Source organism: Oribacterium sp. WCC10, assembly GCF_900113415.1.
In the GTDB taxonomy this organism is placed as follows: Bacteria; Bacillota; Clostridia; order Lachnospirales; family Lachnospiraceae; genus Oribacterium.
Window position 1 is genome coordinate 1 of record NZ_FOPH01000031.1, and the last position, 15082, is coordinate 15082.

10 protein-coding genes are annotated in these 15082 nt (G+C 40.2%); 3 read left to right on the forward strand and 7 right to left on the reverse strand.

What is annotated here, in order from left to right:
• The first annotated feature begins 465 nt into the window (after nucleotides 1-465).
• Nucleotides 466-1680 carry a GGDEF domain-containing protein gene (locus BM294_RS14755; protein WP_091209762.1) on the forward strand — a complete coding sequence of 405 codons (1215 nt, stop codon included), beginning with the start codon at nucleotides 466-468 and terminating at the stop codon, nucleotides 1678-1680.
• A 420-nt stretch (nucleotides 1681-2100) separates the two neighbouring features.
• On the opposite strand, the gene BM294_RS14760 is transcribed toward BM294_RS14755, so the two are convergent.
• The 5 genes from BM294_RS14760 to BM294_RS14780 all read right to left on the reverse strand — a co-directional run bounded on the left by BM294_RS14760 (nucleotide 2101) and on the right by BM294_RS14780 (nucleotide 11072).
• On the reverse strand, nucleotides 2101-3276 hold the full coding sequence (locus BM294_RS14760) for an isocitrate/isopropylmalate family dehydrogenase (protein WP_091209764.1): 1176 nt from the start codon (nucleotides 3274-3276) through the stop codon (nucleotides 2101-2103).
• 527 nt (nucleotides 3277-3803) lie between these two features.
• A complete protein-coding gene (locus tag BM294_RS14765) occupies nucleotides 3804-4679 on the reverse strand; it encodes a LysR family transcriptional regulator (protein ID WP_091209765.1) in 876 nt (291 codons plus the stop codon).
• Between the two features lie 272 nt (nucleotides 4680-4951).
• The gene (locus BM294_RS14770) at nucleotides 4952-6922 is read right to left on the reverse strand and encodes an aconitate hydratase (RefSeq protein ID WP_091209767.1); all 1971 of its coding nucleotides are present in this window, start codon (nucleotides 6920-6922) and stop codon (nucleotides 4952-4954) included.
• A 307-nt stretch (nucleotides 6923-7229) separates the two neighbouring features.
• Nucleotides 7230-8627 (reverse strand): CitMHS family transporter, encoded by a 1398-nt coding sequence (locus BM294_RS14775; protein WP_091209769.1) that lies wholly within the window; start codon nucleotides 8625-8627, stop codon nucleotides 7230-7232.
• A gap of 147 nt (nucleotides 8628-8774) precedes the next feature.
• Nucleotides 8775-11072, reverse strand: a complete 2298-nt coding sequence (locus BM294_RS14780) for an ATP-binding protein (protein ID WP_175494721.1) — start codon at nucleotides 11070-11072, stop codon at nucleotides 8775-8777.
• Nucleotides 11073-11199: 127 nt separating this feature from the next.
• Between BM294_RS14780 and BM294_RS14785 the strand changes: the two genes are divergently transcribed.
• The gene (locus BM294_RS14785; protein ID WP_091209773.1) at nucleotides 11200-11898 is read left to right on the forward strand and encodes a response regulator transcription factor; all 699 of its coding nucleotides are present in this window, start codon (nucleotides 11200-11202) and stop codon (nucleotides 11896-11898) included.
• A gap of 10 nt (nucleotides 11899-11908) precedes the next feature.
• Here the strand turns inward: BM294_RS14785 and BM294_RS14790 are convergent, their stop codons facing one another.
• Complete coding sequence (locus BM294_RS14790) at nucleotides 11909-13228, reverse strand: hypothetical protein (protein ID WP_091209775.1); 1320 nt, start codon at nucleotides 13226-13228, stop codon at nucleotides 11909-11911.
• Between the two features lie 10 nt (nucleotides 13229-13238).
• The gene (locus tag BM294_RS14795) at nucleotides 13239-13823 is read right to left on the reverse strand and encodes a nitroreductase family protein (RefSeq protein ID WP_091209777.1); all 585 of its coding nucleotides are present in this window, start codon (nucleotides 13821-13823) and stop codon (nucleotides 13239-13241) included.
• A 182-nt stretch (nucleotides 13824-14005) separates the two neighbouring features.
• Between BM294_RS14795 and BM294_RS14800 the strand changes: the two genes are divergently transcribed.
• Nucleotides 14006-14953, forward strand: coding sequence for a LysR family transcriptional regulator (locus BM294_RS14800; protein WP_091209779.1), 948 nt, complete (start codon nucleotides 14006-14008; stop codon nucleotides 14951-14953).
• Nucleotides 14954-15082 lie beyond the last annotated feature (129 nt).

Below are 15082 nucleotides of genomic sequence, written 5' to 3' on the forward strand. Positions count from 1 at the left end.
CAACTCAAAACTAAAGCTTGGCTTTTCGTTCTGTCCGTTTCTTTACTGCGAATAAATTCGCTTGACCATTAGGTCGTTTGCTTCCGAGTTCTCTCGAACTCTTCCGCTCTGAATTTTCTTTTTCAAAGAATCTTCAGGGTCTGTGTATTAATCGATCTTTGATTTTCAAGGTTCTAATGTGCTCATTTCGGAGAACTGATGTTCCTGTTCTCTCGAGCGCTCAGTTATAATAACAATTCACGGCAAAGATGTCAAACACTTTTTCAAATATTTTTTAAATGTATCGTTTCTCATACAATCCCAGTCACTTGACATAATATATATCGCATTTTCCCTATCATTAGCAACTATTAATCACTTATTGTATCCCCCTCGTTTGTCGATAATCAATATGATTGATTTCTATATCTTTAACAAACAGGATTAACCACATATAAAACTTTTTTAAGCATATATACAGCAACCATGAATAAAAAAGCAACTGCTTCAGGAACACAACAGAATATAAACAATGACGTTTCTAAGTCAGATGAATGTTTTAAAGCTTTTTTATATAAGCTTAATCACTATGGATATACAAGTGATGAGTTTAACACATTCAATGGAATGATCCGTAAAGCTGATTACGAGAACTCTAAAGCTTATGCTACTGTATTTCTTATCTTTATGTTTATCTTTACTATAGTTTCTTTCATGGGTTATGTTCCTGAACGATATATGAGGAAGTACTTATTATTCTTTTTTCTTGCACTGCTACATAAATTTATAACTTACGTTTGGGATAAGACCAATACTTCGTACATGCCTGTATCAATCAAATACTTACTTATACTTATTATAGCATTTGGAATAGTTGAGTCAGTCTACGACCCTTTTGTTGTAGCCACGGCTATACTTCCAATTTTCATTCTAAGCTCAACACTATGTGCAGGTTCATTCTTTGAGTACACAACTATGATAATAGTAAGTCTGTATTTATTTATTCATAGCTCAATGATTCACAAGGAGCCCATGATTGTTCACGGAGATATCATTAACGGCATTACATTCGGGTGTGTTTCCATAGTCATGCATTACTACTTTCAAAGAACGAGATTATCCCGCTTTTTTATTCATTATAAGCTTGATTTAGCCAAAAGAGATTTATCTATTGCCGCAACATACGACAGGCTTTCAGGAGCCTTAAACAGAGGAGCGTTTACTACATTAACCAACCGGGTCTTCGCCATGGAGCATGATACCATTGCGGTTTGTCTTCTTGATTTGGATAATTTCAAATTCATAAATGACAATTATGGACACGAGACCGGTGATTATGTCATCGAAGAGCTCGGTAAATCCATCATGAAATGCCTTAATCTGAAACCGGACTCTCTTGAAGTAATACACGATCTTTCCAACAACGCAAATGACTATTTCGGGCGTCTTGGCGGCGATGAGTTTTTCATTATTTTAAGAAAAAATGTCACCAGCGAAACCGTATGCACTTTTGTCGAGAAACTGAAAAAAGAGGTTGAGCAGATTCAAATCAAAGATAACTATAAACTGTTTTTTTCTATGGGAATCGTAATGTCTCCACCTGATTCTCACGATTTTCATGAAGCTTACGCCAACGCTGATAAAGCGCTTTATGATTCAAAAAACAAAGGCAAAAATTGTCACACATTTTATTCATCATAATTAACAGGGAGGTACTTATGGAAAACTTTATCATGAACTCATTTTTTGTCATCACCATTCTTATATTGGCTTCATATATCAAAAAAGGATTACATTTTATTTTCGCTGAAGATCTCCCCGATAGACGCAAAAATATGACAACCCGAATCAAACATAGAATCATCAAATGAATACTACCAGATGCTTTTTTACAAAAACCTTATGCTGTCTGTTTGTTTCAAAAATTATCCGCATAAGCAATATCATCTAGGTAGATATTTCTGTGCCACATAAATCATCTCAAGCACAAATAGCATAAATCCGTATTTTCTTTGGTTAATTTCTAATATCAAAATAAGAGATTTGTAAGACAGGCTGTTCTCACAAATCTCTTTTTGATGTTTAAAAACAGATACGAATCCATCTGACTCTCTATTCTGTTTAAATTTCAAGTCCTTTTATTGTATCGATAAGATAATCGGTAAACTCAGCTGTAGAGGCATCCTTTGTTTCAGTGGTAAGGACAACTTTTCTCTCGGTTACTGTTGTAATATCAAGTGCTTTCTCAAGAATAGCCTTACGGTCCGCATACCCGATATGAGCCATCATCTCACCCATAGCACGAATTAACGAACAGGGATTTGCATAATGTCCACGTCCGTGACTCATAAGATATGGTGCAGTTCCGTGTATAGCCTCAAAGAGTGCATATTTATTTCCGATATTAGAGCTTGAAGCTGTACCAAGACCGCCCTGATGCTCAGCTGCTACGTCAGTTACTATGTCACCGTAAAGGTTAGGAAGAACCACGACTTCCATATCCTTGTTAAACTCAGGATCCAACATCTTTGCAGCCGTTGCGTCAACCAGCTTGTCATTTACTTCAATCTCAGGATACTCCTCTTCTCCGATTCTGTGTACTGTCTTAACAAAGTTTCCATCAACAAGCTTCACGATATTTGCCTTTGTAACTACTGTCACATGCTTCTTACCGTTCTTTCTGGCAAATTCAAAAGCAGCTCTTGCGATTCTTTCAGCTCCTGGCTTTGTAAGCACCTTAAAGTCGATGGCAAGGTCTTCGTTAACTTCAATACCCTTATTTCCGAGAATATACTCTCCTTCGATATTCTCACGGAAGAAGGTCCAGTCAATGTTTTTGTCCGGCATCTTGATAGGACGAACCGCCGCAAAGAGATTAAGCCCTCTTCTCAGAAGAGAGTTAGCGGAAAGAAGATTAGGCCATGGGTCTCCCGGACGCGGTGTCACAAACGGGCCCTTTACAAGCACGTCACACTTCTTGCACTCATCCATAACATCCTGAGGCAACGACTCATTTAGTTCTGATCTCCTCTCGATGGTCATCCCCTCAATAGTATGAATCTCAACCTTACCCGATGCTATCTCATCCTTAAGCAGTTCATTCACAACTCTTAGGGCCTGTTCCATGATGATAGGTCCGATTCCATCTCCCGGAAGTATACCTATTTTTATATGATCAAGTTTCGAAAAATCCTTGATCTCGCTATCCTCCTTCATGGTTTCGATTCTTGCAAGTTCAGCTCTGATTAAATCTCCAAACTTAGCTTCAGCTGCTTTGATCTGTTCTTCTGTACCCATCTTTTTCTCCTTTATTGTTTCTGACTCAAAACATTTTCCAATGCCGACAGTTTCATAACCCCGAAAAGAATTATGTCTCATTTCAAATCACGTATTAACACCATCCTGATGATTTATACACTGCCATCGGTGCAACTTTTTCTGCCGTTCAACGAGTATTTCGTCATCAAGCAGTTGTCTATGAGGTAATTATATGTGGGAAAAGAGCATAAAGTAAAATATATATATAGATATGTACAGCATACGATTATTTCTATGTCGTTTATCCTGAATAATCTTCTTTTATCCGGTCAAAAAAACTATTACGAAACGCTGATTAAAGTGTTCCCTTGGACGGATTCTCGACGCGAAGCATCATTTTCCTTTAAAAATCCGTATCCAGTCGCCGTAGGTTTTGGGAAAACACTGCCCTAATCAGTGTTTTCCAGGTATACACTTCACATTAATAGTCTATTCCCGATAATCCAACACAGGATAAACCATTTTCAAATGATAATAATCGCGTTTTCGCTCGCAGATCATGGTAATTATCCTTTTATCTTTATTCTTTCGTCTATATAACCTATAAGTTCATCAACTATAGCTCTTCTGTTCTTTTCTTTTTTATATATGAACCAGGTCTTTCTGGATACTATGCTGCCGTCCGGTTTTAGCATGGGTTGCAAGGACAGATTGTATTCGTTAACAAAATTATCAGGAAGAAAGCAAAGAAGATATTTATTTCCATGTGCAATATTTCTGAATGCAAATTCAATATACCCCACATCTTCTGTTGCTTCAGGAATCATGGTTCCAAACTGTCCCTGCCACCAGTCTGCAATCTTCTCCTCGGTTTTACTGTTTGTCTGATAGGCAATTCGTTCCATTCGTGGAAGGTCTTCTGTTTTCACTGGCTCTTTGGAAACTATATATCCCGCGGTGTAATCTATTAGTTCGTGATAAACATTATCTATATAATCAGAACGTATAAACGCCACATCAAGCTTTCCCTCCATGAGCATGTGATATAAAAGATTACTCTGTTTATTTACTACTCGAATGCTTACATTTGGATGACATTTTATAAAGCTGTCGAGATCATCATATAAAGAGTATTTTGCATAGGTATATGCAGCGCCTATGATTATGTTTTCTTTTGTCTGTTCCCTGATAGCTCTTAAACCCTCCATAACCTCATTTTCGAACTCCAGGTGCTTTACAGATTCTTTGTACAGAAATTCTCCCTCTTTTGTAAACACGACTCCTTGGGGCGTTCGTTCCACTATCCTGCAATCAAGTTCCTGTTCCATTATCTGAAGTCTCTTGGTTATGGCTGACTGTGACTTAAACATCATTGCAGCAATTTTAGTTATACTTTGTGTCTCATGTAATGAGTTGATTATTCTCCAATCGCTGTCTTTCATAAAAACCCCAATCTATCTAAACTTAAAAGAAGATCTTCTTCATCTCACATCTATAAGGAAACACTGATTAAAGCGTTCCACTGACCTGATTTTCGATGCAAAGCATCAATTCTTTCGAAAATCCGTAACCCGATGCCGGAGACTCTGAGAAAACTCAGAAATAATAAGTATTCCTCCGAACATAATCATAACATGTATGTTCAGGTATGGCACAAAAATCCCTGAAGCAAAGAATACATTCAATCTTCTTTACTTCAGGGATAAATCATCCTTTATTCCTTTATGATACCCTTTTCAATCAGCTGCTTCTTAAGGTGTTTAAGCTGTCCTCCGTCAAGGATAATCTCCATCTCTGCATCTGATATCTCAAGTTTACAGTCAAAGCTAAAACCCTTGGTTTTGTCACGGACAGTTACTTTTCTTGCTTTGATCTGCTCCGGGAAATTCTCTATTTCAAGTTCGTCCAAAAGTTCCAGTTTGTCATAATCCTCCGGGTTTTCAAAAAGCATGGGCACTATACCATGATTCATGAGATTTCCCTTATGGATGCGGGCAATGCTTTTGGCGATGACACATTTTACGCCAAGATACATTGGATTGATAGCGGCATGTTCTCTTGATGATCCCTGGCCGTAGTTCTCTCCTCCTATTATGATTGACTTAACCAACTCCCTTGCCCTTTCCGAAAACTCTGGATCATAACGATTGTAGCAATATTTGGACATAAGCGGAATATTGGAACGCATTGACGAAAACTCCGCCCCGGCAGGTGTGATATCATCGGTTGATATATTATCACGCCCCTTAAGTGAGATTCTGCACTGCAGATTCTTTTCCGGCTTTTCCGGAACAGGAAGGAATGCGATATTAGGTCCCTTGATGACCTGAACCTTCTCAGCTTCTTCTTCCGGAAGTGGCTTTATAAGCATGGAATCGTCAATAAAATAGTGATCCGGTTCATGTATCTCCCAAAGCTTCTTAGCATCTTCCCCCATGATATCCCAAGCTGACGCAAATGTTCCCTTAATTGCGGTTGCCGCTGCTGACTCAGGTGAAACCAGATAAATATTGGCATTGGGAGAACCGGCACGACCACGGAAGTTGCGGTTTGATGTTCGTACAGCTATACCGTTTGTAGGTGGAACCTGTCCGATTGCACAGCACGGTCCACAGCTAAGCTCCATTATACGAACTCCGGCATCTATAAGCATATCGAGATAACCGTCTTTCATAAGCTGCTTATATATCTGCTTACTTGCGATTCCGGCAGTACACTGAACATTTTCATCCACATGGTGCCCCTGCATAACAAGTGCCGCCTTTGCAAAATCAGAATATGAACCGTTGGTACATGAACCCATGAAGACCTGCTGAACTACCGGATGCTCAGTAAGAGAGCTTATGGGTACGACATTGTCCGGCTGATGAGGTAGTGCTATAAGCGGTTCAAGGGAAGAAAGATCCAGTTCCATAACTTCGTCATACTCCGCATCCTCATCCGGTGCCATGGGAACAAACTGATCACCTCGATCCTGTGCCTCCATGAATTTCCTCACAACCGAATCTGCCGGAAATATGGATGAAGTAGCGCCCATTTCAGCTCCCATATTGGCAATAGTTAAACGTTCCGGAACCTCTAAAGTTTCAACCCCGGGTCCCACATACTCAAATACCTTTCCAAGTCCCCCCTTGATAGTCACACGACGGAGCATCTCAAGTACAACTTCTTTTGCATTTACACCGGGACGAAGTCTGCCTGTGAGGTTAACCTTAACAATTTCAGGCATGGTGAGTCTCATGGGAAGTCCGGTCATGGCTGTAGCCACATCCATTCCGCCAACTCCTATGCTTAGCATGCCTACCGCTCCCCCTGAAGGTGTATGTGAATCACCTCCCATGAGAAGCTTGCCTGGAATTGCAAACCTTTGGGTATGAACCATATGACAGATTCCGTTTCCGGGTCTTGAAACATAAACTCCGTATTTCTCCGCTACAGTCCTTAAATATATATGATCATCAGGTGTTTTGAAATCTATATAAAGAAGATTGTGATCCAGATTTGATACGGAAATCTCCGTGCGGGCTCTTTTCAGTCCTATCTGCTCAAATGCCAAATAAGTCATGACAGCATTAATATCATGGGTCAATGTCTGATCTACCTTTACAAAAACATCCTTTCCCGGTGTCATGGAACCGGAATCCAAATGTGACTTGATTATCTTTCTTGTCAATGACTCTCCCATACATAATCCTCCTGACAGTATATTCATCATTCATATTCTTATTTTACATGCTTCGACTTCGTAGGATGAAATATAATAACAAAATAACGTCATTCCAAAAAGTGATGCCATATGATAATTGACTATATAAAAAAGAGACACTTCCGAATCTAAGAAGTGTCTCTTTTCATTTTTGATCTCTATCGTGGCATACTGGCAAAACACCACGATTCATACTCAGGAACTGTTCGTTCCCCCTGTGAACAGTTCCAAAGAGTAACATGAATCAAAGAGAAATATATGATTTAGTCTGCATTTGCAGTAATCATTAAAGTGGCATAAGGCCAATCACTACAGCGAAAAGCATACAGATGATTGAGAACGCCCATACATATCCAAAGGATGCCTTGATATGATCCTTGATATCAACCTCAGCGACACCAACACCGAGAAGTGTTGCAGGTACCATAGGGCTGATGAAAGTAGCACAGTTACGACATACTACCATAGCAATAGCGATAGGCATTGCATCAAGTCCGAATGAAGCGCCTATAGCGATCATAACCGGAAGCATACCGTAGAAATATGAATCTGTATCAAATGCAAGAGCAAGAGGTACAGATAGAACACCAATAACAAGTGGAAGATGATTTCCAAGTGTTGCAGGAAGAATCATTGTGATGATCTCTGCCATGTTTGAAACAACAGATGTCTTCATCATCTCAACACCCGGCTTGGCAATAGCAGCTGCACCGTCAGCATTGAAACCGTAAACAAGGATACCCATAAGTACTGCTGCACCCATAAGTGTTGAACACATCATAAGGGCAGGACCTGCATGACGGTTGATGATCTTCTTCTGCATCTTAACAGGTGTGTAGTTAACAAGAATAGCTGCTGCAACACCAAGCATGAATGGAACATAGCTTGGGAACTGATCCCATACGAGAAGAGCGATTACAGCGATTGTAAGAAGAATGTTAAATGCAAAAAGCTTAGGTCTTGCAAGGTCATTTTCTTCCTTTGTCTGCTGAACATCATCTGAATCCTCAGAAACACCGGCCTCGGCAAGCTTTCCGTGAAGTCCGGCACCTCTCTTCTTCTCCTGAATACCGGCAAGAACTGCATGTCCAAGACAAAGAACGATGCCAAAAATCTGTATAGGAATAATGGTTCTCCAAAGAGCACCTGCCTCAACACCAAGTACAGAAGCAGCTCTCATAGTAGGGCCGGCCCATGGCATAAGGTTAAGAACACCCATTGAAAGAACAGCACATCTTAACAGTGTTGTCTTTCTCATGTGCATCTTCTTGTAAACAGGAAGCATGGCAGGAACAACGATAAGGAATGTTGAAGCTCCGCCTCCGTCAAGGTGTCCGATAAGAGCGATAAGAGCAGTCATAACAGTAACACCGATTACATTGTCACCAACAAGCTTCATGAGCTTTTCGATGATAACATCAAACATTCCGGCATCTGTCATGATTCCGAAGTAAAGCACTGAGAAAACGAACAGCGCAGCAGTTGCTCCGGTGCTTCCGAAGCCCCCCTTGATGAGCTTTCCGATCTGTGCGATGTTATAGTATCCGCCAAGCACAAGAATCAGTGCAAGAATAGACGGGAATACGATAAACGCTATACTGGGAATCGTTTTGCTCTTGAAAAGTGTCACAACGATCGCAACGATCGTCAGAAATCCAAGTATACCAACTACAGTTGTACTCATTGATAATCTCCCCTTAATAGTAAAAAATAACGAATGCAAGCAGAGATCCTTCTATACTTTTGTCGCATTCGCCTTTAGCGGAAGTTATCTTATTAAACAAATCTTAATCCTTCACCATGTATACATTAATATTCATTAACACAAACCTTACAGTTCATTAAGATTTGTAATATTTCTGACAATCTGTTCAGCAAGCTTGATGATTTCAGCTTCCGATACCGGTTTTTCCATATATCCGTTTATAAGTCCCCTCTTCTTTGCATCAACGATTTCTCTGTCTATAGCATCTGCCATTATCATCTTTAATGCTGTACTGTTGTCATTAAGCTCTGACATGAAGATCTCTATACCGGAATTATTTCCTACGCTCTCATCTATAAGTACTATATCCGGAGTCATATCTTTAAGTGCATCATGAAGGCTTTCGGCAGAATCGCACATTACCGCATTGATGGATGGTCTCGCATTAAGACCGTCTTTCAAAAGAGATAATATCTTGTGATTGTCATCCACTACTATTACATTTATCTCATCATGTTCTGCAGATGCTGCATTCTGCACTTCCACCACAGGAAAATAAACATAAAATGTGGTGCCCTTCCCTATCTCAGTGTCTATGTGGATGATACCTTTATGCTCTTCAACTATCTGCTCGGCAAGCGAAAGGCCAAGACCGGTTCCCTCTCCCGGTTTCTTTGTAGTATAGAAAGGTTCAAATATCTGCTTCCTGACCTTTTTACTCATTCCGGTCCCATTGTCACTTATCTCAAATACAAGATATTTTTTAAACAGACTATCTTTCGACATCTCTTTTATCTTTATATCCGTCTGATTCATAGTGTAAGCTTTCAGTCCGAGAATACCGTTCTCCCGCTCCCTCATAGCCTGTATACCGTTTACTGTAATATTAAGAAGCACCTGATTTATCTGTGTACTGTTTCCGAGAATGTATTCTTCCTCTACGTTCTTTTGTTTTCTCACCTCTACATTCTCCGGGCATATGGATTCTGCCATACGGAAGAATCTGTTAACCAGCTTTTCCGCATCAAGATTGCGAAATACCGTCTCAACATTTTTTCTGCTCATTGCTGACATCTGATGTACTACATCCTTTGCCTTTTCTGAGGCTAGAAGGATCTCCTTTGCGCTGTCATATTCATCAGAATCTTCCGGCAGAGACATCATAAGAAGTTCCGCATGTCCCATTATCGGCGTAAGAAAATTGTTGAATTCATGCGCGATTCCACCGGTCATTGTTCCCATGATCTGTAAACGCTGCTGATGGGCGATGGCATTCTCACTTCTGTGCATCTCCTCCAGAACCTCGTTCAGATTCTTCAGATAATTAATTTCCCTGGATGCTCTGTTATTTACAAAAATCAACTTAAAAATACCCACGAATGCAAATATGAATACCAAAAGAATACCTAAAGACACAAGGATTATTCCCTGAAAACCTTCGAGAATCGGTTTATAGTAATCATCATAATCAACAACTGCGCTGACTATCCAGAAGTCCTCTCCTATCTTCACCGGACTGTATCCGCTAATCTTTCGTACTCTCGGAACGCCTTCTTCCATCCACCAATAGGAATAGTAATCCGCAACGCCCTCTTCACCGTGGTTTTGTTTTTCAAGAAGTCTTTCAAGGCTCTGATAATCAAGATCAGGAAACATTTCCATACGACCGGATATTACTTTGATTCCCCATTGTTCCTTAGAGGGATGCATAAGCATAAGGTTACCGGAATTCTTGACAACTATATAACCGTTTGTGCCAATGTGTGTATCGGCCACGACGTCCTCATAGTATCTGTCTTCATCTATGACAAAACCTACATAAACAGGCATTATCGCAACACCATCTGTATCAAAAATGATTTCTGAAGAAAGCCTCTTCTTAAAGACAAGTACATTCCCCTCTGCTCTTTTGCCCTGCCAGATGGTTATGCCGTTCCCGACATCAGAAATCTTCTGAAGGCCGTAAAGAGTCATATCACCTATAGAAGCATCCTCACCTTCGGAAACTTCAGCATACGCAATGTTCATGGGCAATGCTGACTTTAAAATTTGTCCCGCAGAATCCTCTATGAAGACATTAACCGCACAGTCTAGCTCCATATCAAGATACTCCTTTAATATTGCATCATTTGAATCGTCGCCGACTATTGATGAAAAAAATCCCAGCTCTCTTATGTAGTTATCCATATCCGCGCTCATATTGCGGCTTAGTGTTTTGGCCATCAGTAGAAGCTGATCCTGCTGATTCTTCATGAGAGTATTTCTGTAATCGTGGAATATCGCAACTCCTGTCACCAGAAGGAAGCAGGTGGTTATTATCCCGATAAAAGCAAGCAGCTTATATTTCCAGTCGATCTTTGTTATATCCAGTATATCCGGCTCTGTTTTGTGCCTTTTTAATGTTGTGTCCTTATATGTATCCATGCCAATCCTTGTAAAAATTTTATCAACGCTATGAATTTCTTCTATTTGACGAACTATAACATATAATCTAGAATTGAACATTAATATTTATTAAGATTTCGCATATTATGTTAAGGTTAGATAAAGAATGGCAGATAAAGTTTTGATAGTTGATGACGATATAAACATTTGCAGACTTTTAGAAAAAGTCATGCGAAGCAATGAACTTGATTCGGACACGGCAAATTCCGGACAGGAAGCTTTGGACAAAATTACTCTCAATCGATATGATCTCATCCTTATGGATGTCACTCTTGGAGATATGGAGGGCTTTGATGTGATCAGAAAGATACGGGCCGATCACATTTCAACCCCTATAGTCATTATTTCAGGAAGAAATGAAGACTATGACTCTGTTTACGGACTTTCAATAGGTGCCGATGACTACATCACAAAACCTTTCCGCCCTATGATCCTCGGTGCCAAGGTTAAGGCTCTTATACGTCGTAACAGACAGGCTATCTCAGAGAACTCCACTGTCAGTAGCAATACTCTTTCAGTAGGACAATTCTCCTATGATACTTCCTCCATGAGATTCTACAAAGGACAGGAAGAACTGTTCCTTTCCTCAAAGGAATCCGCTCTACTGCTTTTATTCCTTAAGAATCCTCAGCAGGTCTTCAATAAGGATGCTATATATGATCATGTATGGGGCAATTCCATAGCTGTTGATGACAATGCTATCATGGTATACATTAACAGGCTGCGCAGTAAGATAGAAGAAGATTCAAAAAAGCCCACGCACATTTTAACTGTACGTGGACTTGGTTATAGATTTGTACCCTGATGAAATCTTCTCAGATGCCTGTGGGAATTATCTCCCAGTCTTCATCGTCTATACCTATCTTTCTTATGAGATCAATGTAATATGCCTGATCATTCTCTATTTCACGGCCGCAAACAAACCTGTTTATGCGTCCTTCCAGATAGAGCTGTCGGGCATATCCTGTATCTATGAAGCATATATCCGTCTGCATGAAGTCAATACTCTTTCCGTTAAGATTGTCATTCAGAGCATACTCTGTTTTATAGCGGCCGTCGTTTTTCAGCCACAATGCAGCTTTCAGCATATCATCATTTGAACAGCTCATGATACATACTGTGGGCTTTGCAACCTCTGTATCGAATTGAAGTGCACTGTCAACTTCATTTCTGAACTTCAACGGTTCCCTGAATACAGAATCTATATAATCCGAAAAATCAGGCACACATTTATCATATTCCTTAAAAGCATAACGTATCTTTTCTACGATCTTAGGTATCGCTTCATCGCAGTCTTCAAACTTATAGCTGTCAGAAACAGGCACATCGACAGAATTGCCTGCCGCACCTCTTTTTCCCGTAATAACAACTGCACCTGAAACCGCAGCTTCTCTTGGCAGCCTGTCCTTGCCGGGATGATTGCCAAAATCGATATAAACCTTTGCTCTGTAAAGGCTCTGCAAGACCTCGGCTCTCGTCATATTGATGATAGGTTTCCACGTGATATCAGGAGCGTATTCCATGAGTTTCTGAGTAAACTCAAGTCCCTTCTTGGGATTAAAAAGGACCATGTCTTCCTTTAATATCTCTTCATGAGTTCCTCGCTTCGCCACAAGATCATCAAGAAATATCAGGTTAAGATAATCCGTAACCATCTTAATATCACTTTCCGGCACACCATTAAACATAAGAAACTGCTTTGCATACTCAGACTGAGCCCAATGCTCCACTCTCATCTCCGGTTCAAATGCATAGTATCTGATAAACTTTTTTTCCAGTGCCGCTTCTGAAATCTTAATATAGTTTGCAGCATTGAACTTAAAAAAATTATCGACACTGAGCCACCATATGATCTTCCGCGGCTTTAAATCATCATGATAAAGAACATCTGTTGCAGTCTCTGATATTATCAGTATATTTTTCTCATCATTTTCAACAGAATCCGTGTACGGAATGTGATAATGCTTATAGCAGTCACATACGGGATCCTCACATTTTTTTCCTGTATACAGCATATATGCCGATACGCCACGGCTGATAAGATATGATGCGAACTGATGTAACAGCTCGGGGCCGCCTGTGGCAAGTCCCGCTGCACATTGTACGTATACCTTCGTATCCTTATATATCTTCATGCCGAATTCCTCATTTTTTCAATAGCACTATGTCCTCAAGTCTTCGCTTAGGAACAAAGTGTGTTCCATTCTCATCACGATAGTAGTTAATGTTTCCGTCCTTTGGAATATCAACAAGCGTAACCGTCTCGGCAGGTTCACCCAGAGCGATGACCATAACAGGCGTAAGATTATCCGGAAGTCCCAGCAGTGCTGAAAGCGGCTCGGGTCCAAAATTTCTTATCATAAGTCCTCCCAGACCTTTTTCTGTCGCAGACAAAAGTATCGTCTGAGCTGCAATTCCCACATCAATGAGTACAGCCTGCGTATTGGGTTGAATATCTTTATCCTGAAGCATGATCACAAAGGCCTTAGGATGTGTGCCCGGTTTTGGAAGATGTAATTCCGGAAGAGCTCCTGCCCATTTGGTGTGTTTTAATATCTCCTCAACTTCCATAGAATCATTGGAAATGTAATACTTAAGGGGCTGTCTGTTGGCAGCGGATCCTGTAACACGCGCATCGTCCACAAGACTGAAAAGTTCATCCGTTGTGACATTTCTTTCTTCATTGAAACCTCTGTAGCTTCTGTTTTTCAAGATAATATCTCTTAACATCTCTTTCCTCCCTTATCGAAGTGAATAAATTGAATCTGTTCAGGCCGGCTGTTCGCTCATATCACTTATATCATAATACAAATTTTATAAACTTTATAATTAATTTTACGTTTCCATGGCGCATGTTCATGTTAGAATATAGGTCACCACAATGATATGTATTGATAGAGAAGGTAAAACCTATGACCACAAGAGAACTTTTATATGTAAAAACCGTTGCGGACACGCACAATATTTCAAAGGCAGCAAAGCAGCTTTTCGTTGCTCAGCCGTCTCTTTCCCAGTCTCTTCAACGTATTGAGGAAAGCATTGGCACAAAGATTTTCATACGTGGTTCGTATGGTCTGAAATTGACCTATGCCGGAGAGAAGTATTATCAGATGGCATGTAAGATTCTGAAAATCTATGATGATTTCGAGGCCGAAATCAGTGATATGAATGATCTTCGTACAGGACATATAAGCTTTGGTATCACCAATCACCTCGGCGCTATTACACTTCCTCTTGTGGTACCTGAATTCAAGACGGAATGTCCCGGTATAGACTTTGATATATTTGAAGGTTCCACAGAACTTCAGGAAGAAAAACTCATCGCAGGAGACCTTGATTTTTCTGTAATGCATGCCCCTGTTGACGGATCAGAAGGTAACCCTTCATTAAATTATGAAATTCTGGCAAGACATCCTTTCCTTGTAGCCATATCCAGGAACAACCCTTTGGTTCAGCAGGCCGTTGTCACTGAGGGCTATCCATATCCTGTACTTGATGTAAAGCTCCTTGGTGACCAGCCTTTGCTCACACTTCATAAAGAGCAGCGTATACGTCATGTTACAGACTCTGTTTTGAAAAAGGCTGGCATCCATCCTGAAATCAAATTCGTATCAAGAAACTATATGACTCTCGAGAAACTTGCCGCAGAAGACATTGGATTCACATTGCTTCCTTCCGACTACGTCAATGTAAACAAATACGATAACCCGCCTGCTTTTCTCTCCATAGACGATAAGTATTCAGCATACTGGAGTTTATGCATAACTACCTTAAAGGGGGCTTTCCTCTCAAGAGCCGACCAAAGATTCATACAGATAATAAGAGAAAAGGTTCCTGCAAGAGAGCTTAAGTCTTCATGACGCAGCATATGCTGATTTTTTATCACGTCATATTATGATGTAAGGGTCAAAAGTACCAAATCACGTGCTTGCACGTTGATTTGAGACTTTATGACCCGCCCGAACACGAATAACGTAGTCGTTTTGCAT